Origin of the sequence: Streptomyces meridianus, from assembly GCF_023703325.1 — a bacterium.
Lineage (GTDB): Bacteria > Actinomycetota > Actinomycetes > Streptomycetales > Streptomycetaceae > Streptomyces > Streptomyces meridianus.
Map to the genome: position 1 here is coordinate 96,889 of NZ_JAMQGM010000037.1, position 23,121 is coordinate 120,009.

The following is a 23,121-nucleotide window of genomic DNA, read 5'->3' on the forward strand; positions in this document are numbered from 1 at the left end:
TCGGCGTCCGGGCCCCGGGGCGCGGTGGCCGGCCGGACCGGCTCGGGGCGGTCCGGCCGGCCGGACCGCCCGGCGTCAGGACGTCGGACCCGCGGCGTCGCCACCCTGGCCGGCCTGGGCCTGCTGCTCGGCCACGGACTTGTGCACCTCGGTCATGTCCAGCTCGCGAGCCTGCCCGATCACGTCCTCGAGAGCGGCCTCCGGCAGGGCGCCGGGCTGCGAGAAGATCGCCACGTTCTCGCGGACGATCATCAGTGTCGGGATCGACTGGATCTGGAAGGCGGCGGCCAGCTCCGGCTGGGCCTCGGTGTCGACCTTGGCGAACAGCAGGTCGGAGTGGCGGTCCGCGGCGGACTCGTAGACCGGCGCGAACTGCTTGCACGGGCCGCACCAGTCGGCCCAGAAGTCGATCAGGACGAAGTTGTTCGCCGCGATGATGTCGTCGAAGTTGTCCTTGGTGAGTTCGACCGTGCTCATGTGTCTACCTGCTTCCGGATCGCGTCGGCGGGTATCGGTAACCGCCCGGGGAACAGGAGGGAGCCCTGCCCGTATTCCGCCGTTTCATGTGGCCGGTTTTCTGGGCGGGGACAACGATTGAGGGACGGCCGCCCCGAGAGCCGAGAGGCAGAGCGCCATGACCCGGACACCGCAGCCCGCGGAGGAGCAGTACGACGTCGTCGTCCTGGGAGCCGGGCCGCCGGGGCAGAACGCCGCCGCCCGGTGCCGGGCCGCCGGGCTGTCGGTCGCGATCGTCGAGCGGGAACTGGTCGGCGGCGAGTGCTCGTACTGGGCGTGCATCCCCAGCAAGACGCTGCTCCGTCCGGTGTCGGCGCTGTCCGCCGCCCGTGCCCTGCCCGGCTCGCGGGAGGCGGTCACCGGAAATCTCGACACCGCGGCGGTGTTCGCCCGGCGGGACAGCTTCGTCCGCCGCTGGAACGACGCTCCCGAAGCGGTCTGGCTGGCGTCCGAGGGCATCGACCTCGTGCGCGGCCACGGACGGATCGACGGCGCGCGCCATGTGCTCGTCCAGCCGTCGGAGGGCGGGCCCCGGCGGCTCGTCGCCCGGCACGCCGTCGTGGTGAGCACCGGGTCCCGGGCGGTGCTGCCGCCCCTGCCGGGGCTGTCCGGCGCTCGCGTCTGGACGAGCCGGGAGGCCACGAGCGCCGAGACCGTTCCGCGCCGGCTGGCCGTGGTCGGCGGCGGCGTCGTCGGTACCGAGATGGCCACCCTCTTCCAGTCCCTCGGGTCCGCCGTGACCATGCTGGTCCGGGACGAAGGGCTGCTCCCGCGCATGGAGCCGTTCGCCGGCGAGCTGGTCGTCAAGGCGCTCAGCGAGGCGGGAGCGGAGGTGCGTACCGGCACGTCCGTGGCCGCCGTGGTGCGCGACTCCCCGGAGGGGCCGATCACCCTGATCCTGGACGACGGCGAGCAAGTCGTCGCCGACGAGGCGCTGTTCGCGACCGGCCGTGCGCCCCGGACCGACGACATCGGTCTGGAGACCGTGGGCCTGGACCCCGGCGGCCGGCTTCCGGTGGACGACACCTGCCGGGTGGACGGCGTCAAGGGCGGCTGGCTCTATGCCATCGGTGACGTCAACCACCGGGCCCTCCTCACCCACCAGGGGAAATACCAGGGCAGGATCGTCGGCGCGGTGATCGGCGCGCGTGCCCAGGGCGTGCCGCTGCTGGAAACGGACCCCTGGGGGGCGCACGTGGCGACCGCCGACCGTGCCGCGGTGCCACAGGTCGTCTTCAGCGAACCCGAGGCCGCCTCGGTCGGGCTGACCGCCGCCGAGGCAGAGCGCCGGGGCCTGCGGGTGCGGGTGGTCGACTACGACCTCGGCCAGGTGACGGGCGCATCGGTGTATGCCGAGGGCTACCGCGGCTGGGCCCGCATGGTGGTCGATCTGGACCGGGACGTCCTCGCCGGGGTGACGTTCGTCGGGCCGGGCGTCGGCGAACTGCTCCATTCGGCGACGATCGCGGTCGTCGCCGAGGTGCCGATGGACCGGCTCTGGCACGCGGTTCCGTCGTTCCCCACGATCAGCGAGATCTGGCTGCGGCTGCTGGAGACCTATCGCGGCTGACCGGAGCCCGTCCGCTCCGGTCCCGGCGCGTGGGCGGCACGCCGGTCCGGACCGCGGAACGTTGCGCGGTAGGCGCCCGGTGAGACCCCGATGGCCGCCTGAAGGTGGCCGCGCAGCGAGGCCGCGGTCCCGAAACCCGCGCGGGCGGCCACGCGGTCGACGGAGTCGTCGGTCTCCTCCAGCAGCCGGCAGGCCAGGTCGACCCGCCGCTGGATCAGCCACTGCACGGGCGTGAGTCCGACCTCCTCGCGGAAGCGGCGGGAGAACGTCCGGACGCTCATGGCCTCCTGGTCAGCCAACTCGCGCAGACCGATCGGACGGTCCAGATGCTCGAGGGCCCATGCCCGCGCCGTCCCGGTCGACGCCGACCGGGGCTCGGCGACGGGCCGCCGGACGTACTGGGCCTGGCCGCCCTCGCGGTGCGGCGGCACGACGGTACGGCGAGCCACCTCGCCGGCCACCGCCGCGCCGTGGTCCGTGCGGATCATGTGCAGACACAGGTCGATGCCTGACGCCTCCCCGGCCGAGGTCAGAACATCGCCCTCGTCGGTGTAGAGGACGTCCGGATCCAGCGCGGCGTACGGGAACTGCTGCCGGAAGCGGTCGGCCGACTTCCAGTGCGTCGTCGCCCGGCGGCCGTCGAGCAGTCCGGCGGCGGCCAGGACGAAGGCACCGGTGCAGATCGACGCGATCCGGGTGCCCGGCCGGATGCGGGCGAGCGCGTCCGCCACCGGACCGGTCGGCGGCCCGGCGCCCCAGGCCCCCTCGTCCCCCCGGGAGGCCGGGACGATCACGGTGTCCGCCTCCACGAGAGCCTCCGGGCCGACGGCTACGCCGATGGTGAAGTCGGCATCCGTGCGCACGTCGCCGGGGACCGGCGTACACGTCACCACCTCGTACAGCCGCTGCCCGTCGGCCGGGTCGGCTGCCTGGCCGAACAGCTGGTGCACAATACCCAGTTCCATGGGCATCAGCCCCTCCCGGACCAGCACCGCGACCCGGTGACGGCCGGCGTGCGTGAACACGGTTCCTCGCGCTGGCATGGCCAGATCCTTGCACACCTTGGCTATCCGGCCACTCGTCTCCCGGCGGGCCATTGCGCAGGTCGACGGCATGACGTACTGCACCCGCCTTCCCCGACTCGCCCCGGCCGGCCACGAGTCGCCCCGGCGCAGACCGCACCGCGCCTGGTGGGTCGTCGCCGCCGCCGGACTGACGACCGTCGTGGCCGGCTCCTTCACGACGGTGCCGGGACTGCTGACCGAACCACTTCACCGGGAGTTCGGCTGGTCGCGGGGATCGATCGGCCTCGCCGCATCCGTCGCCATGGTGCTCTACGGCCTGATCGCCCCCTTCGCGGCCGCCCTCATGGACCGCTTCGGCGCCCGACGGGTCGTCGCCGGGGCGCTGGCCCTGCTGGCCGCAGGCGCGGCGCTGACCTCGGTGATGACCCGGACTTGGCAATTCACCCTGTTGTGGGGGGTGTTGACGGGCCTGGGCAGCGGCTCCCTCGCCCTGGCCTTCGCCGCGTCCGTCGCCGGCCGCTGGTTCACCGAACGCCGGGGCCTGGTGACCGGGCTGCTCACCGCAGCGAGCGGTACCGGCCAGCTCGTGCTCCTGCCGCTGCTCGCCCGGATCGTCGAGCAGTACGGCTGGCGGCCCGCAGTGGTGACTCTCGCCCTCGCGGCCGCGGTCACGGCGGTGCCCGCCTGGCTCCTTCTGCGGGATCAACCCGCGGACGCCGCCGTGAAACCCTACGGTGCCCGGGAGTTCGAGCCGAAACCCGCGCCCGCGCCGGGGGCCGCCGGCCGGACCGTGCGGGTGCTCGCCGCCGGGGCCCGCACCGGCCCGTTCTGGGTGCTGGCCGGCACCTTCGCGGTCTGCGGCGCCTCCACCAACGGCATCATGTGGACCGCTTTCGTCCCTGCCGCCCACGACCACGGGATGCCGGCGACGACCGCGGCATCACTGCTCGCAGCGATCGGCGTGTTCAACCTGGCCGGGACGGTCCTCTCCGGCCGGCTCACGGACCGCTTCGACGCGCGCCGCCTGCTCGCCCTCCACTACGCGCTGCGCGCGCTGACGCTGCTGCTCCTGCCGCCCGCGCTCGCCCCGGCCGTGGGGGTGCCGATGATCGTCTTCGTGGTGCTGTTCGGCCTGCTCGACCTGGCCACCGTTCCGCCGACGATCGCCCTGTGCCGGCAGCTGTACGGCGACGACGGCCCCGTCCTCTTCGGCTGGGCGAACACCGCGCACCAGGCCGGAGCGGCCTCGGCCGCCTTCCTCGGCGGCACGCTGCGGGACGGCCTCGGCTCGTACGACCTCGTCTGGGTCGGCACCGGCGCCCTCTGCGCGGCGGCGTCCCTGACGGTGCTCGTGCTGCGGACACCGGCGCGGGCGGACGGCCGTCAGGCCAGGGACTTCGCGAAGCAGCGGCTCTCGTCCTCGAAGCGGTAGAGGCCGAACTTGGTGGTCGGCGCGTAGCCGCAGGAGCTGTAGAGCGTGATTGCCTCCGGCTGCTTGGTGCCGGTCTCCAGCACCATGCGGACCCGGCCGGCGTCCCGGGCGGAGTCCTCGAGGGCCCGCAGGATGTAGCGGGCCAGACCCCGGCCCCGGGCTTCGGGGACGACGTACATCCGCTTGAGCTCGGCGTCGCCGTCCGCGTAGCCCTCGTCGTTGCGCTCCTGGGCGCGCCAGCCGCCGGTGGCGATGGGCTGCTCGTTCTCGTAGGCGATCAGGAACAGGCCGTTCGGCGGGTCGAACTGGGCCGGGTCGAGCGGCGTCAGGTCGCCGTCGCCGTAGCGCTCCGTGTACTCGAGCTGCACACGGTCGTTCAGTTTCATGGCGTCGGGATGGTCGAACCGGACGGTGCGGATGCGCATGGCTGCCATCGTACGGACGTGTGGGTTCCGGCGGTCCCATGGTTCTTGGGCGGAAGTATCCGGACGTGTGAGGTCTTCCACAGCAGGGGCCGCAGGGCCCGGGGTCACCCATGCCCGGCCGGGGACCGGGCAGCCGTGACACGTAGGCTCGGCGGACGCCGGAAACCCCCAAGGAGCTCCTCTTGCAGAAGATCACCACCGTCAACGTGAACGGTCTGCGCGCCGCGGCCGGAAAGGGCTTCGTTCCCTGGCTGGCGGAGACCGACTCGGACGTGGTGTGTCTCCAGGAGGTACGGGCCGAGCCCCATCAGCTCCCCGACGCGGTGCGCGAACCCGAGGGCTGGCACAGCGTGCACGCGCCGGCCGCGGCGAAGGGCCGGGCCGGCGTCTCGCTCCTCACGCGTCGCGAGCCGGAGCGGGTCCAGGTGGGCTTCGGCTCCACCGAGTTCGACGGCAGCGGGCGCTATGTGGAGGCGGACCTCCCGGGGCTGACCGTCGCCAGCCTCTATCTGCCCTCGGGTGAGGTGGGCACCGCGCGGCAGGACGAGAAGGTGCGGTTCATGGGCGAGTTCCTGCCGTATCTGAAGGAGCTCCGGGAACGCGCCGCGCGGGACGGCCGCGAGGTGCTCGTCTGCGGCGACTGGAACATCGCGCACCACGAGCTCGACCTGAAGAACTGGCGGCCCAACCGCACCAGGTCGGGGTTCCTGCCGGAGGAGAGGCAGTGGCTGACCCGGGTCTTCGACGAGGCCGGTTACGCGGACGTCGTCCGCCGGCTCCACCCGGACACCGAGGGGCCGTACTCGTGGTGGTCGTACCGGGGGAAGGCCTTCGACAACGACAGTGGGTGGCGGATCGACTACCACGTTTCCACCCCGGGGCTGGCGCAGCGCGCGGTCAAGGCGGTCGTCGAGCGGGCGGCGAGCTACGACCTCAGGTGGTCCGACCACGCCCCGGTGACGGTCGCCTACGCCGGCGTGCGATGACCGCGGCGACAATCGGGGTATGAGCACCGAACGCGACCGGGACGAAGAGGGCCGCGCCCGCAATGCCCGGCCCCGGGACGGCCTGGGCCGCCCGCTGCCCCATGGCGCGGTGGGCGTCGAGCGGCAGCCCGAGGGCGTGGTCCGCACCCCCGACGAGACGCTGGACGCGGCGCAGCGGCTGCTGGACGCCGGCCGTCCCTTCCACGCGCACGAGGTCTTCGAGGACGCCTGGAAGGGGACGGACGCCCCCGAGCGGGAGCTGTGGCGCGGGCTCGCGCAGCTGGCCGTCGGCCTGACGCACGCGATGCGCGGCAACACCAAAGGCGCGGTCGCGCTGCTGACCCGGGGCGCCGAGGCCGTCGCGCCGTACGCGGACCGTTCGCCGTACGGGATCGACGTCGCCGGGGTGAGGGCCTGGGCGCGACGGCTGGCGGACGGGTTGCCGGACGGTGCCGAACTGTTGCCGCCCCGGCTGCGGAAGGGCTGAGCCGGGGCGCCTCGACGGAGCGCTGACGGCCGGGTCAGGACACGTCGGCGGGTTTCGGTGGAGCCTGCGGCTTGCGTGAGCCCCGGACCTCGAGATCGCCCAACAGCTCACGGGTGGCTTCGGCGACGGCCTCCACGGCCCGGTCGAAGACGGCCTGGTTGTGGGCGGCCGGTTGGTGGAAGCCCGAGACCTTGCGGACGTACTGGAGCGCGGCGGCCCGGATGTCGTCGTCGCCGACGGCTTCCATGGCCGGGGCGCGGAGGGTCTTGATGCTGCGGCACATGCTTCCAGTGTGCTCCGCAGGACCGGGGTGTGGCAGGGGGGATCCCGCGGCCACAGCTCGCCCGGATCGGACTGCGCGCTTGCGATGTAAGACAATGCGTCTTACGCTGTCGTCATGGCTGACACGATCACCATTCGCAGCGATTCGGAGACCGAGCATGCCCTGGCGGTTCTCACCGAGGACGGCAGTTCTCGCTCAGCGGCCATTCGTCGGGCCGTACTGCAAGCCGCTGCACGCACGGAGCGTGCGGCTGCCATGCGTCGCGCGGTCCTTCGGGTCCCCCTGGGTGAACCGGACGGCATCGACGTTGCGGCTGAGATCTCGCGGAATCGCGAGGACGACCGCTGATGATCTACCTCGACTCCGCCGCAGTCGTGAAACTCGTTCATGCCGAATCGGAGTCCCAGGCGTTGCGTGACTGGCTCGACGCGCGGGCGGAAATCGGATGGACGAGTTCGGTGCTGGTGGAAATCGAGTCGTCGAGGGCGTTGGCGCGCTATGCGCCGGATGCAGTCGTCCGACTGCACCCAGTCCTTGACCTGATGGATCTGGTGGAACTGGATGCTCACGTGCGCATTCTTGCGCAGACCGTGAAGCCGGAAACCGTACGCAGTCCGGATGCGATTCATCTGGCGACGGCGCTCCGCATTCGATCCCGGCTCACGTCGTTCGTGACTTATGACAAGCGCCTTGCCGATGCGGCGCGAACCACGGGATTGACGGTCGACGCACCGGCCTGACCCGTTGCTCAGCCGCTCGCCTCGGGGCCGGGTTCCGCTTCGCGCCGCCGATCGTCCTTCCGATCCCGGTCCCGGTCCCGGTCCCGGTTCAGGTCCGGATCCCGTCCCCAGGCGTCCAGTTCGGCCCGCACCCGCCGGTCCATCGCCATCGCCAGTTCGGCGTCCACCACGGCCTTGGAGATCGGCCGCAGCTGCTCGATGGTCTCGGCGATCCGGGCCACGTCGTCCGGGCCGAGCCCCCGGTCGGGTTCGGCCCGGTCGAGGACGCCCGCGAGGACGTGCTTGCGGATGATCCGGGTGAACAGCCCGGCGAGGTCGTCGGCGTGCGACCGGACCTCGCGCGCCGCCGCCAGGACCACCGACAGCGGCACGCCCCGGTCGACCAGGGCGGTGGAGGCGTCGAGCAGCCGCCGGCTGACGTGCACCACGGTGTCGCCGTCACCGGTGATGTAGCCCAGGTCCATCGAGGCGGACAGGTTCTCCGGGGTGGCCTCGCCCCGGAAGCGGTCGGCGAGTGCCTCCGGAGACAGGCGGACCTCGGTCTCCTCCGACCAGGGGACGGCTATCGCGCTCTCGAGGCCGAGGAGTTCACCGACGTCGCGCCCGCTCTCGAAGGCGGCGAAGAGCTCCGCGATGCCGCCGAGGGTGTGACCGCGTTCCAGCAGTGCGCCGATGGTGCGCAGCCGGGCCAGGTGGCGCTCGCCGTACCAGGCGATGCGGCCGTCCCGGCGGGGCGGCGGGAGCAGCTTGCGTTCCCGGTAGAAACGCAGGGTGCGCACGCTGATGCCGGCCGCCTCGGCCAGTTCCTCCGTCCGGTACTCGCGGGCATCGTCCGCTCCGGGCTCGTCGTTCGCCACACCGGGCAGCCTATGCCGACGGGTGGCACGCGCGCCGGGCGGTGCGGACGGCGTCGTTTTCCGTCGTACCCCTACCCATGAGTACGGCTCTGCTCTACTCTCCCAACCGTGCCAGTGATTGCTGGCGCGATCGTGAAGGGGCAGGAGGCTGCGGTATGGCCGTACGGAAACGGGAGCGCGAACACGTACGGGTGGCGGTGATCGGATCCGGGTTCGGCGGCCTCGGGGCAGCGGTCAGGCTCCGCCGCGCCGGCATCACCGACTTCGCCGTCCTGGAGCGCGCCGACGCCGTCGGCGGGACCTGGCGGGACAACAGTTATCCGGGCTGCGCCTGCGACGTGCCGTCCCACCTGTACTCGTTCTCCTTCGCGCCCAATCCCGACTGGCCCCGGGCCTTCTCCGGCCAGCAGCACATCCGCGCCTACCTCGAGCGCGTCACCGACGGCTTCGGTCTGCGCCCGCACATCCGCTTCGACTCCGAAGTGCAGGAAATGCGCTGGAACAACGACGAGCTGTTCTGGGAGATCGCCACGGCCTCCGGTCCGCTCACCGCCGACGTCGTCGTCTCCGCCACCGGACCGCTCTCCGACCCGAAGGTCCCGGACGTTCCCGGACTGGACTCGTTCCCCGGCAAGGTCTTCCACTCCGCGCGCTGGGACCACGACTTCGACCTCGCCGGAAAGCGCGTCGCCATGATCGGAACGGGCGCTTCGGCGATCCAGATCGTGCCGTCGATCCAGCCCGGGGTCAGCCGGCTGACGGTCTTCCAGCGCACCGCACCCTGGGTGATGCCCCGGGCGGACCGGGCGATCAGCGCGTTCGAACGGCGGCTGCACACAGTCCTCCCGGCCACCGGCGCGCTGCGCCGCGGACTGCTCTGGTTCGTCCGGGAGATGCAGGTGGGCGCCTTCACCAAGCGGCCGAAGATGCTCGGCGCGGTCCAGGCGTTGGCTGCCGCCCACATGAAGAAGGCCGTCAAGGACCCCGTGCTGCGGGCGAAGCTGACGCCCGACTACCGCATCGGCTGCAAGCGCATCCTGCTGTCGAACAGCTACTACCCGGCGCTGGCCCGGCCCAATGTCGATGTCGTCGCCTCCGGTCTGCGGGAGGTACGCGGCTCGACGCTCGTAGCCGCCGACGGCACCGAGACCGAGGCGGACGCGATCGTCTTCGGCACCGGGTTCCATGTCACGGACATGCCGATCGCCCAACGTGTCTTCGGGTCCGACGGCACCAGCCTCGCCGAGGAGTGGAAGGACGGCATGGCCGCGCTGCGGGGCACGAGCGCGGCGAAGTTCCCCAACTTCCTCACCGTCATCGGTCCCAACACCGGCCTGGGGAACAGCTCGATGATCCTCATGATCGAGTCGCAGCTGAACTACATGGTCGACTACGTGAAGCAACTCGACGTCCTCGGCGGCCGGGTCGCGCTCTCCGCCCGTCCCGAGGCCGTTGACGACTGGAACCGGCACGTGCAGGACCGGATGCGGCGCACGGTGTGGAACACCGGCGGTTGCGACAGCTGGTACCTGGACGCGTCGGGTCGCAACACGACCGTCTGGCCAGGGACCACGGCCGAGTTCCGCAAGGCGACCCGGCGCGTCGACCTCGCGGAGTACGAGGTTCTGCGGGCCGCCGTCGCCGAGGAAGCCCCGGCGGGCCCCGCCGCCGGACACAACGAAACGGAGGCAGCCGTATGAGTCGGCTGACGCACGTCGCCCGCGGCCCCTACAGCCCCCCTGTGGCTCGGCAGGAACTCGCGGCCACCTCGGCCGACGGCTCCCGGTTGCACATCGAGGTGCACGGGCCCGAGGGCGCACCCGCGGTCGTCCTCGCGCACGGCTGGACCTGCTCGACCGCCTTCTGGGCGGCCGTCGTCCGGGACCTCGCCGAGGAACACCGGGTCGTCGTCTACGACCAGCGCGGCCACGGCCGCAGTCCTGCGCCCGCGCCCGGCGGCTACAGCACGCAGGCCCTGGCCGACGACCTGGAGGCGGTGCTCGCCGCCACGCTGGAGCCCGGCGAGCGCGCCGTGCTGGCCGGGCATTCCATGGGAGCCATGACGATCATGGCCGCCGCCGACCGGCCGACGGTGCTGGCGCGCGCCGCCGCCGCGGTGCTCTGCAGCACGGGCAGCTCCCGGCTGCTGGGGGAGTGCACGGTGGTGCCGCTGCGCTCGGCCGGGGCGAGCCACCGCGTGCACCGTGCCCTGCTGGGCTCGAGTCTCCCGCTCGGGCCGGTCACGCCGCTCGCCAGGAAGATCCTCAAGTACGCGACGATGGGCCGTGCCGCGACCCCCGAGATGGTCGACGCGTGCGCCCGCATCGTGCACGCCTGCCCGCGCAAGGTGCGCGCCGCCTGGGCCGAGGTGCTGGCCGAGCTCGATCTCGACAGCGGCGTACGGCAGTTGAGCGTTCCCACGGTGGTCGTCGCGGGTACCGCGGACCGCCTCACCCCGGTTGCGCACGCTCGCAGGATCGCCGAGGCGCTGCCCGAATCCGCCGGTCTGGTCGAACTCGAGGGCCTCGGCCACATGACCCCCGTCGAGGCGTCCGGTGAGGTTTCCGCGGTGATCCGGCGGCTGGTGCGCGAGCACCTCACGTCCGCCTCCGCGCACGAGCCGGCGGACCGGGCGGGCATCACGAAGACGGACACGAGCGAGAAGGAGGCGTCGTGAGCACAGGTAAGAACCTCGACGGCCAGGTTGCGGTCGTCACCGGTGCGGCGCGCGGCGTCGGCGAGATGCTGGCCCGCAAACTGTCGGCGCGGGGTGCCAAGGTCGCACTGATCGGGCTGGAGCCGGAAGAGCTCGAGCGGGCCGCCGGCCGGATGAACACCGAATCCCGTCACTGGCACGGCGACATCACCGATGCCGGGGCGATGGAACGGATCGCCGGGGAGGTCAGGGAGCACTTCGGCCGGATCGACATCGTCGTCGCCAACGCGGGTGTGGCACAGGGCGGACCGTTCGCCGAATCCGACGCGTCCTCCTGGAACCGCGTGATCCAGGTCAATCTGCTGGGCAGCGCCACGACCGCCCGAGCGTTCCTGCCGGCACTCCGGGAGAGTGGCGGCTACCTGCTGCAGATCGCCTCGCTGGCCGCGATCACCCCGGCGCCGATGATGAGCGCCTACTGCGCCTCGAAGTCCGGCGTCGAGGCCTTCGCGCACTGCCTACGGGCGGAGTTGCGCCACCAGGGCGTCAAGGTGGGCGTCGGCTACCTCAGTTGGACCGACACCGACATGGTGCGCGGTGCCGACGAGGACGACGTGATGCGGGAACTGCGCTCGCGACTGCCCTGGCCGTCCAACCGGACCTATCCGCTGGAGCCGGCCGTCGACCGGATCGTCGCGGGCATCGAACGCCGTTCCGCACACGTCTACGCCCAGTGGTGGCTGCGCGGAATGCAGTCGATCCGCGGTTATCTGCCACCGCTGATCGCAGCAGTGGGGCAGCGGGAGATGCGCCGCTTCGAGCCCCGACTCGCCGCGACCCGGGACGCCCGCGGGGGGCTGGTCGGAGCAGGTGGCGCCGCCGACGAGAAGGAGCGCAGCCGGCGGCATGCATGACGGCCGTCCGCGTCTCGTGAAGCGGCTCTGAACTGCGGTTTTGCCTGAATGCCCGTCCGGAATGCGAAGGTCACACCATCGTGTCAGGCTTAGCGAGGTCCGACCCCCCTCCCGTAGGAGAGACCTCATGGGCATGAAAGACCAGTTCGAAGAGAAGAAGAAGCAGATGCAGGACCGCGCCAAGCAGAAGATGGGCAGCGGCGAGAAGGGCGAGCGCGGCCGTGAGCAGGGCGGCAGCGAGGAGATGAAGGAGCGCGCCCGCCGCGGCATGGACGAGATGAAGGAGCGCGGCCAGGGCGGGCAGGAACGGGACCCGCACTCCGAGCGCTGAGCCCGCGCGCGGCGTGCCGGCCACACCGCGCGAACGCGGGGTGCACTCCACGGGGGTGCACCCCGTTCGCCGTGCCCGGGCGGGGCCGCCGGCATCGACGCGTCGCCGTACCGAGCTGTCCGACCGCGGGGCGCTGCCTTCGGCGGCACCCGCCCCGCAGCGGGAGAGGGGCCAGGTCTCCCGGATGCGACCGTGCTCGATCAGTTTTGAGGAGGCACTCACAGCGCACGGCAGGTGCAAGGGGGATTCATGGCAGAGCAGTTCGCCGTCACGCATGGCGCGTTGACGAAGTTCTCGAAGACCGAGCTGGAACGTGCCCGGCAATTGCGGCAGATCCGGAAGACGCTGGGCGCGGACTCTCCGTCGGAGACTGCGTTCGGCAGTCTCCCGGAATCCGAGGAGACGGGGCAGGACTACCGCGAGCGGGTCGAGGAGACGTTGACGAACCTCGGCTTCGCGGCCGAACAGCGGGACTGGATCGGCGAGTTCATCGAACGCACTGCCCGCTCGTACCAGGAGACCGAGGACCACACCTCCGGCGAGATCCGCACCATCGAGGCTCAGGCGCGGGGGACGATATGAGCGGTCCCGCAAGTACGGCGGTCGACGCCTACAGCAAGGTCAACGACTGGACGAGCCCGCTCAGCGGGCTGCTGGACGAGTTGATGCGCCCATTGGTGGAACCGCTGGCCGAGCAGCTCGAGTTCGTCACCGGGGATCCCGAGGGCTTGGAGAAGGCGGCGGAACTCCGGACGCGGCAGGCCGACGAGCTCCGCGGGCTCATCGCCGACCCAGCGGCTCGACCGCATGGACTTCGCCCACGAGTGGTCCGGCGCGGCCGCGACGGCCTTCATGAACGAACTCGGAGAGACTCGCGGGATGAACAAGAACATGCACGGCCAGGTGGAACCGCACCTGCGGCCCGGAGAGCGGCTGCTCGCGGTGTGCGAGTGCGGGAGGGCGCCGGGAGTGCCGGACCTGCCGGTCCGGTTGCGGCGGCCGCCGCAGGAGTCGGAGTTCGAGCGCCGGGTCAAGTCCCGACTGCCCGGGGCAGTGCAGCGGTTCCTTCAGCCGAGTGAGCCGAGGGCCGTCTCCCGGACGGAGCGGGTGCTGGAAGGGGCCGAGCAGGCGACCGACGACGCCCTCGCACGCGGCGTCCACGGCGAGGGTCTGCACGGAGGCTGGGAGAGCCGGGCGGGGCAGTTCCTGGTGACGCACTGCACGGCCGCACGGGTGCCGGCCTCGACCCTTGCGGTCGCGTTCACCGACCGCCGGGTGCTCGTGCTCGCGGACCGCTCCAAGCTGTGGCAGCTCGACCCGGTCTTCGAGCCGCAGTGGGAGGCTCCGCGGTCCGCCGTCCTCGGGGTCCGCGCCAACGCCAAGGGTGTCCTCCAGCGGGGTCGCTTCGAGCTGGTTTTCGCGGACGGTTCGTGGATCGCGCTGGTGGCGTCGGTGCCGACGCACGCGGAGCCGTTCGCCGCCCAGGTGGGCGGCGCCTGACGGCTCCCGGCGGCGGTGACCGTGTTGCTGCACCGAACCTGCTCCCACCGCCTTTGTCAGTGCCCTCAACTACCCTGCCGCCATGACTGATTACGTACTCGTGGCAGGGGCGTGGCTCGGAGCGTGGGCGTGGGACGACGTCGTCCCCGAGTTGCGGGCGGCCGGACACGGCGCTCACGCGCTGACGCTGTCCGGGCTGGCGGAGAAACAGGGTGTTCCCGCCGGGCAGCAGACGCACGTGCAGGACATCGTGGGAGAGGTCGAGCGGCTCGGGCTGCGGGACGTCGTCCTCGTGGGGCACAGCTACTCGGGCATCCCCGTCGGACAGGCCGCTGAACGTATCGGTGACCGGCTGGCCCGGGTCGTCTTCGTCGACGCCGGGGTGCCGGCGCACGGTGAGTCGATGGCTTCCGCCTGGTGGCAGGGGCAGGCCGCCTTCGAGGCGGCGCTCGCCGGGAACGACGGCTACTGGGCCCCGCTGACCGCCCCCGAGTGCGAGGGGCAGGGACTCACCGAGGAGCAGATCGCCCGGTTCGTCGGCGGCTCCACACCGCACCCGGGGGCGTCACTCACGGAGCCGGCCGTCCTGGAGCGCTCGCTCGGGGAGCTCCCGGCGACGTACGTCAAATGCCTGCTCGACGGGGACGAGCCTAGTGACGACGTCGCGGAACTGCTCAAGAGCGAGCACTGGCGGCTGGTCGAGATGGACACGGGGCACTGGCCGATGTTCTCCCAGCCGCGTGAGCTCGCCCTAGTCCTGATGCAGGACCTGTGAAGCGGAGCCGGGTCGCGTCACTGGGGCCCGGCGCCAGGCTGGAGTGCTCCCGCCGCAGGTGCGAGCGGCCGATCCGTCCGGCGGACGCTCTCAACCCCCCCGGCGCGGGGGCAGGTTCGGGCGGCGCAGGTCGGGAACGCCGCTGAGGTCCGGCGGGGTCGCGGCCGGGGTGCGGTCCAGCAGGCCGAGCGCCGCCTCCACCGCGTCGTCCAGCTGCCGGTGCCGGCCCTCCGCCCAGTCGAGCGGGGTCCGGTCCACCTCGATGTCCGGCTCCACCCCGTGATTCTCGACCCCCCACCCGTACCCGGTGAACCAGGCCGCGTTCATGGGAACCGTGATGACCGTCCCGTCCACGAGCCGGTGCCGCCCGGTCATCCCGACCACTCCGCCCCAGGTCCGCAGCCCCACCACCGGTCCCAGGCCGAGCAGTTTGAACGCGGCCGTGATCATGTCGCCGTCGGACGAGGTCATCTCGTCGGCGAGCGCCACGACCGGACCGCGCGGCGCAATCGAGGCGTACGAGACCGGCTGCGCGTCGCGGGTCAGGTCCCAGCCCACGACGGTCCGGGTCAGCTTCTCCACCACGAGTTCGCTGATGTTCCCGCCCGCGTTGCCGCGCACGTCCACGATCAGTGCCTCGCGCGCCATCTCCTGGCGCAGGTCCCGGTTGAACTGCGCCCAGCCCGAGCCGCCCATGTCGGGGATGTGCAGATAGCCGCAGCGCCCCTTGCTCAACTCCCTTACCACCGCCCGGCGTTTGCGGACCCAGTCCTGGTAGCGCAGCGGACGTTCGTCGATCAGCGGGACGACCGCGACCCGGCGCGGCCGGGCCTCGGCCTCTTCCGGCACGCTCCCGCCCCCGCCCCGGTCCGCACGTCCGTCGCCGCCAGGGGCGGGGAGGAAGGCGAGTTCGACCGTCGTGCCACCGGCTGCCTCCAGCAGCGGGAACGGGCCGGCCACCGGGTCGACCGGGCGCCCGTCGACATGGGTGAGCAGCGCCCCCTCGCGGATGCCCGAGCCGGCGAGCGGCGAGTGGGCGTGCGGATCGGACGACTCACCCGGCAGGATCCGCGCCACCGCCCAGCGGCCGTCCGCAGTGGGCCGGAAGTTCGCCCCGAGCAGGCCGATGGGCCGCTGGTACCGGCCGGGCCCCTCGTTCCGGCGGGCCGGGACGACATAGGCGTGGGACGTGCCGAGTTCCCCGAGTACCTCGCGCAGCAGATCGGCGAACTCGTCCGGTGTGGCGACGTGTTCGACCAGCGGCCGGTACTGGTCCAGCACCGCGTCCCAGTCGATGCCGCACATCCCGGGGTCCCAGAAGTACGTGCGGACGATCCGGCCCGCCTCCTCGAACGCGTGCCGCCACTCCGCCGCCGGGTTCGCCTGGTGCATGATGCGCCGCAGATCGAGCCGCACGGTCGAGTCGCCGTCACCGGGCTCGGTCGCCGGCACCGCACTCAGCTCGCCGTCGTTGTCGACCACCAGCCGGGTGCCGTCACCGCTCACCTCGAACCAGTCCAGATCCGCGACCAGTTCGGTGCACTTCGCCCGCGCCGGGTCGAAGTGCTCGAGCGTCGGCCAGCCCGAGACGTCCGCGGGGTTGGCGAACGTCTGGCCCAGCGCGCCCGAGATGGGCCAGCGCAGCCACACCAGCCCGCCGCCGCTCACCGCGTGCAGCGAGGAGTACTTCGACGCCGCGACCGGGAACGGCGTGACCCGGCTCGGCAGTCCCTCCGCCTCCACCAGCACCGGACCGCCCTCGGCGTTCTCCCCGGCCTCCTCCGGATCGAGGCCGCCGGCGGCGGGCCGGCCCTCCGCGGAGAGGGCGAACGGGGACGGCGTCGCCGACGACAGCGGGACGAGGTGCGGGCGGCAGCCCAGCGGGAACGACAGATCGCCGGTGTGGACGTCGTACACCGGGTCGAAGCCGCGCCAGGACAGGAACGCGAGATAGCGGCCGTCGCGGGTGAACACCGGCTGCTCGTCCTCGAACCGGCCGTCCGTGACGTCGACGACCGTGCCGTCCGCGAGCCGGGCCAGCCGGATCTGCCGCAGCGACCGGCCGACACCCGGGTGCGACCAGGCGATCCACGCCGAGTCGGGTGAGAAGGCCAGGTCGCGGACCGGGCCGTTGCCGGAGACCGCGAGCACCCGGACCGGGTCGGCGCCGGGGCTGTCCACCGGTTCCTCCGCGCCGGTGACGTCCTCGGCTTCCTCGGGAGCACCGGCTTCGACGATCAGCAGCCTGCCGTCGTTCGAGGCGACGGCCAGCCGCTCGCCGTCGGGGGAGGCCACCAGCTCGTGGACCCGGCCGAGCCGTCCGGAGGCCAGCCGACGGGGGCCGCGTCCGCCGCCGGCGCTCGGCAGCGGGACGATTTCGATGGCGTCCTCGCCCTCCGCGTCCGTCACCTGCGCGAGCCGTCCGGTCGAACCCAGCATCCCGGGAAGCCTGACCCGGGTTCCGGGGGCGTCGGCGAGGGTGCGGGCCGGACCGTCCCGGTGGGTCAGCCAGTACAGGCTGCCGCGAACGCACACGGCACTCGCGCGCCCGGTGGTGTCGACGGCCAGCGAGTCGATGTGCGACTCCGCCGGCACCTGGTACCGGCGCCGGCCGGCCCGCGGCCCGCCGAGCCGCACCTCCACCCGTCGCGGCCGGGCGCCCGGGCCCAGGTCGTCGACCAGCCAGATCTCCCCGGCGCACTGGTAGACGATCCGGCGGCCGTCGGTCGAGGCGTGCCGGGCGTAGAAATCGGTGTGATCGGTGTGACGGCGCAGGTCGGAGCCGTCGTGTCGGCACGAGTAGAGGTTCCCGACCCCTTCGTGGTCGGACAGGAAGGCGATCCGGCCGCCGGACACGAACATCGGGCAGTCCAGATGCCCGTTCAGCCCGGCGAGCAAGCGCTGCCCCCGGAGGTACAACCGGCCGGTCGCGCCGCCCCGGTAGCGCTTCCAGGAGGCCGGCTCGTGCGGGGGTTTGCCGGTCAGCAGCAGCGTGAGGTGTTCGCCGTCGACGTCCGCCACCGCGATGTCGGAGAGCGGCCCCCACGGCAGCCTGCCGCCCGGGCCGCCGTCGAGCGGGACCTTGTAGCCCCAGGAGAAGTACGAGAACGGCTGGCCGTGCGACGCGGCGGCCAGGATGTGACCGTCGGGGGTCCAGCCGCACACCCGGGTGTCGGGACTGCCCCAGTAGCTCAGGCGCCTGGCCGGGCCGCCGCCCACCGGCACCAGGTGGATCTCCGGGTCCAGGCTGCGCCAGGTCGTGAACGCCATGTGGTGGCCGTCGGGGGAGAAGCGGGGGTGCCCGATGCGCGTGCGGTCGACGGTGAGCCGCCAGGCACGAGCGGGGGGTTCGGCTTCGGCGGGCGGGGTGAGCGGGGACACCCACAGGTCGTCCTCGGCGGCGAAACACACGAGGTCGCCGTGGATGTGAGGGAACCGGAGGTACACGCCGTTGCTCACCTCATCCATGGTTCGGCCGGCGGCGGAACGGGGCAACTCGTGGTGCGCGGGCCGCCGGGGGTGTCCGGTCGCGGGCACGGTCGCCCGGTGTTCCGGTGCGTGCGGTCCCCGCCCGGAGGGGGTGGTAGCGGGAGGGGCGGATCCGGGTGGTCACAGCGGTGTGCGGATGTACTGGGCCTCGGCCTCCTCCAGGAGTTCGGAGGCGAGGTGGTCCAGGGCACGGTCCAGACGGGCACGGTCCTCCGGGTCGCGGACGTCCCAGTCCTCGAGCCGTTGGTCCAGCCAGTGCCGCCAGGCCGCGGTGAGGCGGTCGATCTCGGCCCGGCCGGACGGCGTGAGCTGCAGCCGGCCCTCCTCGTCGGGCTCGACGTACCCGGCCTCGGCGATCCGGATGAACACCGGCCACAGCACGTCGTCCGGCACCCGGTGCTCGGCCGCGACGTCGCGCAGCACGGCACCGCGTTCCCGTTTGCCGCGCCAGTGGATCTGGCCGAGCGCCCACGCCTCGGCCGCGGTCAGCGGACTCTCGCTGTCCTCGATCAGCTGCCGGCCCACGGGCCTCGGAGACCTGCGCATGACGCCGGCCACCGCCCGGGCCAGCTGCTGGTCGGAGTCCGGGGTGTCGGGCGCGGAGAACCCCTCGCCGATGTCCGATGCTCCGGCGCGGGCGCTGTCGCGGAGCGGAACGCTCTTGAGGAAGAAGGCGATCACCAGCCCGGCGAGGGCCACCGGGACCACCCAGAAGAACACGTGGTTCACGGTCTCCGCATAGGCGTCGATGAAGGGCGCGGCGCGGGCGGGCGGCAACTGGTGCAGGGCTCCGGGGGCGCGTACCGCGTCCGGCGGCACGCCGGGGGAACGGGCGGAGGCGTCGGCGAGGCTCGCTTCCAGCTTGCTGCTGTAGAGGGTGCCGAAGACGGCTGTGCCGAAAGCCGAGCCGAGGGTGCGGAAGAACGTGACGCCCGAGGTCGCGGCCCCCAGCACGTGGTACGGCACCGTGTTCTGGACCGCGATGGTCAGCACCTGCATGGTCATACCGAGTCCCAGGCCCAGTACGAACATGTAGAGGAACTCCAGTGGCGCCCCGGTGGAAGCGCTCATCGTGGACATCAGGAACAGCCCGAGCGCGGTGACCGCGGAACCGAGGATCGGGAAGATCTTGTATCTGCCGGTGCGGCTGACGACCTCCCCGGAGAACAGCGCCGTCCCCAGCAGTCCGATGACCATCGGCAGGGTGCGCACCCCGGACGAAGTGGCCGAGACGCCGTCCACGAACTGCAGATAGGTGGGCAGGTAGGTCAGCGCTCCGAGCATCGAGAAGCCGACGATGAAGCTGAGGACCGAGCAGATCGTGAACACCGGACTTCGGAACAGCCCGAGCGGGATCATCGGCTCCCGCGCCCGGTGCTCGGCGAACACGAACGCCGCGAGGAGCGCGGCCGAGCCCGTGAACAGGCCGATGATCGTGACCGAGTCCCACGGGTACGTGCTCCCGGCCCACTCCAGCCCCAGCACGAGCCCCGACGCTCCCATGGCGATCAGGACGATGCCCAGGTAGTCGATCACAGGGCGAACGGGAGCCCGGATGACCGGGATGGTGCGCGCCGCCATGAAGATCATGAGGAGCGCGAGCGGGATGTTGATGAAGAAGCACCAGCGCCAGGTGGCATGGTCGGTGAAGACGCCCCCGAGGGTGGGACCGACCACGGTGGTGATGCCGAAGACCGCGCCCAGCGCCCCCTGGTACTTGCCGCGCTGCCGCAGCGGGATGACATCGGCGATCAGCGCCATGGCGGTGACCAGCAGTCCGCCGCCGCCGATGCCCTGGATGGCGCGGGCGGTGACGAGCATGAGCATGCTGCTCGCAACGCCCGCGAACACCGACCCCAGCAGGAAGATTCCGGCACTGATCTGGAAAATGAGCTTCCGGCCGAAGAGGTCGCCGAACTTGCCGACCAGAACGGTCGCGATCGTCTCGGTCAGCAGGTAGGCGGTGATCACCCAGGCCATGTGTCCGCCGCCGCCGAGGTCGGCCACGATGGTCGGCAGGGCCGTCGAGACGATCAGCTGGTCGAGCGCGGCGAGCATCAAGCCGAGCACGATCGTGGCGAAGACGGCGTTGGTGCGCCGCCGGGACAGCACGGGCGGCGCGACGGAAGGCTCGACAGCGGCGTTCACCATCCCGCACGCACCTCCCCAGGTCGGCTCTCCTACAGGATTCGGTCCCCGGGGCGGCGCCGCCACCTCGGAGCGCGCGGAGCAGCGCTACCGGAATCCGGCACGGGAACCCCGGCGCGCTCCCGGAACGACTTCGCACATGAGGCGCTCTTGCAAGCCGTTCGCATGTAGCGTCTATCATCGGACCGCCGGGGGCACAGGGCCCTCCGCACGCACGCAGACGTCCCACGCAGCAGAAGCGGAGCCCGCGATGCACGTACCCGACGGATTCCTCGACGCCCCGGTGTCGGTGGCGACCGGAGTCGCGGCGGCGGCAGCCGTCGCGGTCGGCCTCCGGGGCGCGCGCCGCGAACTGGAGGAGCGCACGGCCCCGCTGGCCGGGCTGGTCGCCGCCTTCGTCTTCGCCGTGCAGATGCTCAACTTCCCCGTGGGAGTCGGCGTCAGCGGGCATCTGCTGGGCGGGGCGCTCGCAGCGATCCTCGTCGGCCCCTTCACCGGGGTCCTGTGCATCGCGGTCGTGTTGCTGATGCAGAGCGTGCTGTTCGCGGACGGCGGACTCACCGCGCTCGGCACCAACGTCACGGTCATGGGCGTGGTGACCGTCGCCGTCGCGTACGCCCTGTTCCGCGGCCTCCTCAAGGTGCTGCCGGTGTCCCGGGCGTCGGTCACCGCGGCGTCGTTCGTCGCCGCGCTGGTGTCCGTCCCCGCAGCGGCAGCCGCCTTCACCGGCCTCTACGCGATCGGCGGCGCGGCAGACGTGCCGCTCGGCAAGGTCCTCACCGCCATGATCGGCGTGCATGTCCTCATCGGTGTCGGCGAGGCGGCGATCACTGCCCTCACCGTGGGTGCGGTCCTTGCTGTCCGCCCCGACCTGGTCCACGGCGCGCGGGGGCTGCGGCACCCCCTGGTGCTCGCCACCACTGCCCCCGAGACCCCCTCCGGCCCGCAGGGCGCGAACACCGGCAAGGGAGTGACGGCCTGATGTCCGCCGACGCGAAGTCCGAGCAGTCCGTCACCGCCGGGAGCAGCACCGCGGCGCCGGCCCGCCGCAAGTCCGCCCGGGGAGTCTGGATCACCGGCCTGTTGGCAGCCCTGCTCCTCGCCGGCGGTCTCAGTTATTACGCCTCCGCCAGCCCGGACGGCCTCGAGAAGGTCGCGGCCGACCACGGCATCGACCGGACGGCCCGGGACCATGCGGCCGCGAACTCGCCGCTGGCCGACTACCGGACCAAGGACGTCGAGAACGCCCGGCTGTCCGGTGGCCTGGCCGGAGTGGTCGGCGTCGGCGCGACGCTCGCGGTCGGTACCGGCGTCTTCTGGGCCGTGCGCCGCCGCACCCCCGCCTCCTCGGACGCCGCCTGATGGGCGCCGGGCACGCGCACAAGCTCTACCGGCACGGCCACTCGCGCGTGCACCGGCTGCCCGCGCACTGCAAGATCGCCGCGCTGCTCTGTTTCGTGCTGGCGGTGGTCGCCACCCCGCGCGAAGCGCTGGGAGCATTCGGCCTGTACGCGCTGCTGCTCGGGGCGGTGGCGGTTGCCGCCCGGGTCCCGGCCGGTTTCCTGTTCCGGCGGATGCTCGTGGAAGTGCCGTTCGTCCTGTGCGCCGTACTCATGCCGTTCGTGGCGGAGGGCGAGATGGTGCACGTGCTCGGGGTGCCGCTGAGCGTCTCCGGACTCTGGGGCGCCTGGAACGTCCTGGCCAAGGGCACACTGGGCGTGGCCGCGTCCGTCCTGCTCGCCGCCACCACCGAACTGCGCGAGGTGCTCCAGGGGCTGCAGCGGCTGCGGATGCCGTCCCTGCTCGTCCAGATCGCCTCGTTCATGATCCGTTACGGGGACGTGATCGCCGACGAGCTGCGCCGGATGCGGATCGCCCGGGCCTCCCGCGGCTTCGAAGCCCGCGGAGTGCGCCACTGGGGGGTCCTCGCCAAGACTGCCGGGGCGCTGTTCATCCGCAGCTACGAACGCGGGGAACGCGTGCACCTCGCCATGGTGAGCCGGGGCTACACCGGCACGATGCCCGTCCTCCACGAGGCGCCCGCGACCCGCGCCCAGTGGACGTACGCGGCGACCCTGCCCGCGGCGGCCCTCGCCGTCTGTCTGATGGGATGGACCCTGTGACCGTATCCGGCCCGATGCCCCCCGGCCCCCCGGCGTCCCTCGATGTCCGCGGCCTCGCCTACGCCTATCCCGACGGCCACCAGGCGCTGTTCGGCATCGACCTGACCGTCGACCGCGGTGAGCGCGTCGCCCTCCTCGGTCCCAACGGCGCCGGCAAGACCACCCTCGTCCTGCACCTCAACGGCATCCTGGCGGCCGGTGCGGGGACGGTGCACGTGGCCGGACTGCCGGTCGACGCGGAGAACATGGCCGAGGTGCGCCGACGGGTGGGCATCGTCTTCCAGGACCCCGACGACCAGCTCTTCATGCCCACGGTCCGCGAGGACGTCGCCTTCGGGCCCGCAGCCGCGGGGCTGCGCGGTGCGCAGCTCCGGGCCCGGGTCGACACGGCTCTCGACCGGGTGGGCATGGGGTCGTTCGCCGACCGCCCGCCGCACCACCTGTCGTTCGGGCAGCGCCGCCGGGTCGCCGTCGCCACCGTGCTCGCCATGGAGCCGGAGGTCCTCGTCCTGGACGAGCCGTCGTCCAACCTCGACCCCGCGTCCCGCCGCGAACTCGCCGACATCCTGCGCTCGCTCGACGTGACGGTCCTGATGGTCACCCACGATCTTCCGTACGCGCTGGAGCTGTGCCCCCGGTCGGTGGTCCTCAGCGGTGGGGTCATCGCGGCCGACGGGCGCACCCAGGACCTGCTGTGCGACAGCGAGTTGATGGGCCGTCATCGTCTCGAGCTCCCGTTCGGCTTCGATCCCCGGTCGGTGGCCGCGCCCGTCGGCTGAGCCCGACGGGGGCCGGGCAACCCCCGCCCGCGGGTGCCCCCGCCTCCGTCCCCCCGTGGGCGCCGAGGCACTATGGGAGGTTGAC

General features: G+C 72.2%; 22 protein-coding genes and 1 pseudogene. 16 read left to right on the forward strand and 7 right to left on the reverse strand.

Going from position 1 to position 23,121, the window contains the following annotated elements:
* Positions 1–75: 75 nt before the first annotated feature.
* Complete coding sequence (trxA, locus tag M1E25_RS17285; RefSeq protein WP_251416492.1) at positions 76–477, reverse strand: thioredoxin; 402 nt, start codon at positions 475–477, stop codon at positions 76–78.
* A gap of 157 nt (positions 478–634) precedes the next feature.
* Between trxA and M1E25_RS17290 the strand changes: the two genes are divergently transcribed.
* Positions 635–2,086, forward strand: a complete 1,452-nt coding sequence (locus M1E25_RS17290; protein WP_251416494.1) for a dihydrolipoyl dehydrogenase family protein — start codon at positions 635–637, stop codon at positions 2,084–2,086.
* Here M1E25_RS17290 and M1E25_RS17295 read toward each other — a convergent pair.
* Entirely contained in the window at positions 2,074–3,129 is a 1,056-nt protein-coding gene (locus tag M1E25_RS17295; RefSeq protein ID WP_251416496.1) for a GlxA family transcriptional regulator, read from the reverse strand. The genes M1E25_RS17290 and M1E25_RS17295 overlap by 13 nt on opposite strands.
* Before the next feature lie 70 nt (positions 3,130–3,199).
* Between M1E25_RS17295 and M1E25_RS17300 the strand changes: the two genes are divergently transcribed.
* Positions 3,200–4,543, forward strand: a complete 1,344-nt coding sequence (locus tag M1E25_RS17300; RefSeq protein WP_251416794.1) for an MFS transporter — start codon at positions 3,200–3,202, stop codon at positions 4,541–4,543.
* Here M1E25_RS17300 and M1E25_RS17305 read toward each other — a convergent pair.
* Positions 4,495–4,968, reverse strand: a complete 474-nt coding sequence (locus M1E25_RS17305) for a GNAT family N-acetyltransferase (protein WP_251416498.1) — start codon at positions 4,966–4,968, stop codon at positions 4,495–4,497. The two genes, M1E25_RS17300 and M1E25_RS17305, sit on opposite strands and share 49 nt — an antisense overlap.
* 191 nt (positions 4,969–5,159) lie before the next feature.
* Here M1E25_RS17305 and M1E25_RS17310 point away from each other — a divergent pair, with 191 nt between their 5' ends.
* Together M1E25_RS17310 and M1E25_RS17315 are read left to right on the forward strand one after the other, a co-directional pair.
* Positions 5,160–5,954: an exodeoxyribonuclease III gene (locus tag M1E25_RS17310; RefSeq protein ID WP_372501035.1), complete on the forward strand. Its 795-nt coding sequence runs from the start codon at positions 5,160–5,162 to the stop codon at positions 5,952–5,954.
* Between the two features lie 19 nt (positions 5,955–5,973).
* Complete coding sequence (locus M1E25_RS17315; protein ID WP_251416503.1) at positions 5,974–6,441, forward strand: DUF309 domain-containing protein; 468 nt, start codon at positions 5,974–5,976, stop codon at positions 6,439–6,441.
* A 34-nt stretch (positions 6,442–6,475) separates the two neighbouring features.
* On the opposite strand, the gene M1E25_RS17320 is transcribed toward M1E25_RS17315, so the two are convergent.
* On the reverse strand, positions 6,476–6,724 hold the full coding sequence (locus M1E25_RS17320) for a DUF2277 domain-containing protein (RefSeq protein ID WP_251416506.1): 249 nt from the start codon (positions 6,722–6,724) through the stop codon (positions 6,476–6,478).
* Between the two features lie 114 nt (positions 6,725–6,838).
* Here M1E25_RS17320 and M1E25_RS17325 point away from each other — a divergent pair, with 114 nt between their 5' ends.
* On the forward strand, positions 6,839–7,072 hold the full coding sequence (locus tag M1E25_RS17325; RefSeq protein WP_251416508.1) for a hypothetical protein: 234 nt from the start codon (positions 6,839–6,841) through the stop codon (positions 7,070–7,072).
* Complete coding sequence (locus M1E25_RS17330) at positions 7,072–7,464, forward strand: type II toxin-antitoxin system VapC family toxin (protein ID WP_251416510.1); 393 nt, start codon at positions 7,072–7,074, stop codon at positions 7,462–7,464. The genes M1E25_RS17325 and M1E25_RS17330 overlap by 1 nt, the downstream gene beginning before the upstream one ends.
* Before the next feature lie 8 nt (positions 7,465–7,472).
* On the opposite strand, the gene M1E25_RS17335 is transcribed toward M1E25_RS17330, so the two are convergent.
* Entirely contained in the window at positions 7,473–8,321 is an 849-nt protein-coding gene (locus M1E25_RS17335) for a MerR family transcriptional regulator (protein WP_251416512.1), read from the reverse strand.
* Between the two features lie 155 nt (positions 8,322–8,476).
* Between M1E25_RS17335 and M1E25_RS17340 the strand changes: the two genes are divergently transcribed.
* The 7 genes from M1E25_RS17340 to M1E25_RS17370 all read left to right on the forward strand — a co-directional run bounded on the left by M1E25_RS17340 (position 8,477) and on the right by M1E25_RS17370 (position 14,497).
* Positions 8,477–10,021 (forward strand): flavin-containing monooxygenase, encoded by a 1,545-nt coding sequence (locus M1E25_RS17340; RefSeq protein ID WP_251416514.1) that lies wholly within the window; start codon positions 8,477–8,479, stop codon positions 10,019–10,021.
* Positions 10,018–10,998 (forward strand): alpha/beta fold hydrolase, encoded by a 981-nt coding sequence (locus tag M1E25_RS17345; protein WP_251416516.1) that lies wholly within the window; start codon positions 10,018–10,020, stop codon positions 10,996–10,998. The genes M1E25_RS17340 and M1E25_RS17345 overlap by 4 nt, the downstream gene beginning before the upstream one ends.
* Entirely contained in the window at positions 10,995–11,891 is an 897-nt protein-coding gene (locus tag M1E25_RS17350; RefSeq protein ID WP_251416518.1) for an SDR family oxidoreductase, read from the forward strand. The genes M1E25_RS17345 and M1E25_RS17350 overlap by 4 nt, the downstream gene beginning before the upstream one ends.
* Before the next feature lie 127 nt (positions 11,892–12,018).
* The gene (locus M1E25_RS17355) at positions 12,019–12,222 is read left to right on the forward strand and encodes a hypothetical protein (protein ID WP_251416520.1); all 204 of its coding nucleotides are present in this window, start codon (positions 12,019–12,021) and stop codon (positions 12,220–12,222) included.
* 249 nt (positions 12,223–12,471) lie between these two features.
* Entirely contained in the window at positions 12,472–12,804 is a 333-nt protein-coding gene (locus tag M1E25_RS17360; RefSeq protein ID WP_251416522.1) for a hypothetical protein, read from the forward strand.
* A 225-nt stretch (positions 12,805–13,029) separates the two neighbouring features.
* The gene (locus M1E25_RS17365) at positions 13,030–13,722 is read left to right on the forward strand and encodes a hypothetical protein (RefSeq protein ID WP_251416524.1); all 693 of its coding nucleotides are present in this window, start codon (positions 13,030–13,032) and stop codon (positions 13,720–13,722) included.
* An 82-nt stretch (positions 13,723–13,804) separates the two neighbouring features.
* Complete coding sequence (locus M1E25_RS17370) at positions 13,805–14,497, forward strand: alpha/beta fold hydrolase (RefSeq protein ID WP_251416527.1); 693 nt, start codon at positions 13,805–13,807, stop codon at positions 14,495–14,497.
* A gap of 90 nt (positions 14,498–14,587) precedes the next feature.
* On the opposite strand, the gene M1E25_RS17375 is transcribed toward M1E25_RS17370, so the two are convergent.
* Together M1E25_RS17375 and M1E25_RS17380 are read right to left on the reverse strand one after the other, a co-directional pair.
* Positions 14,588–17,965 (reverse strand): S41 family peptidase, encoded by a 3,378-nt coding sequence (locus M1E25_RS17375; RefSeq protein ID WP_251416529.1) that lies wholly within the window; start codon positions 17,963–17,965, stop codon positions 14,588–14,590.
* Between the two features lie 141 nt (positions 17,966–18,106).
* The gene (locus M1E25_RS17380) at positions 18,107–20,137 is read right to left on the reverse strand and encodes an MDR family MFS transporter (RefSeq protein ID WP_251416531.1); all 2,031 of its coding nucleotides are present in this window, start codon (positions 20,135–20,137) and stop codon (positions 18,107–18,109) included.
* Positions 20,138–20,384: 247 nt separating this feature from the next.
* Between M1E25_RS17380 and M1E25_RS17385 the strand changes: the two are divergent.
* The 3 genes and pseudogenes from M1E25_RS17385 (at position 20,385) to M1E25_RS17395 (ending at position 23,036) form a co-directional block, all read left to right on the forward strand.
* A pseudogene (locus tag M1E25_RS17385) lies at positions 20,385–21,496 on the forward strand (energy-coupling factor ABC transporter permease).
* Entirely contained in the window at positions 21,496–22,257 is a 762-nt protein-coding gene (cbiQ, locus tag M1E25_RS17390) for a cobalt ECF transporter T component CbiQ (protein ID WP_251416533.1), read from the forward strand. Before M1E25_RS17385 ends, cbiQ begins: the two are co-directional and overlap by 1 nt.
* Positions 22,245–23,036, forward strand: a complete 792-nt coding sequence (locus tag M1E25_RS17395) for an energy-coupling factor ABC transporter ATP-binding protein (protein ID WP_251416535.1) — start codon at positions 22,245–22,247, stop codon at positions 23,034–23,036. Before cbiQ ends, M1E25_RS17395 begins: the two co-directional genes overlap by 13 nt.
* The last annotated feature ends 85 nt before the right edge of the window (positions 23,037–23,121 follow it).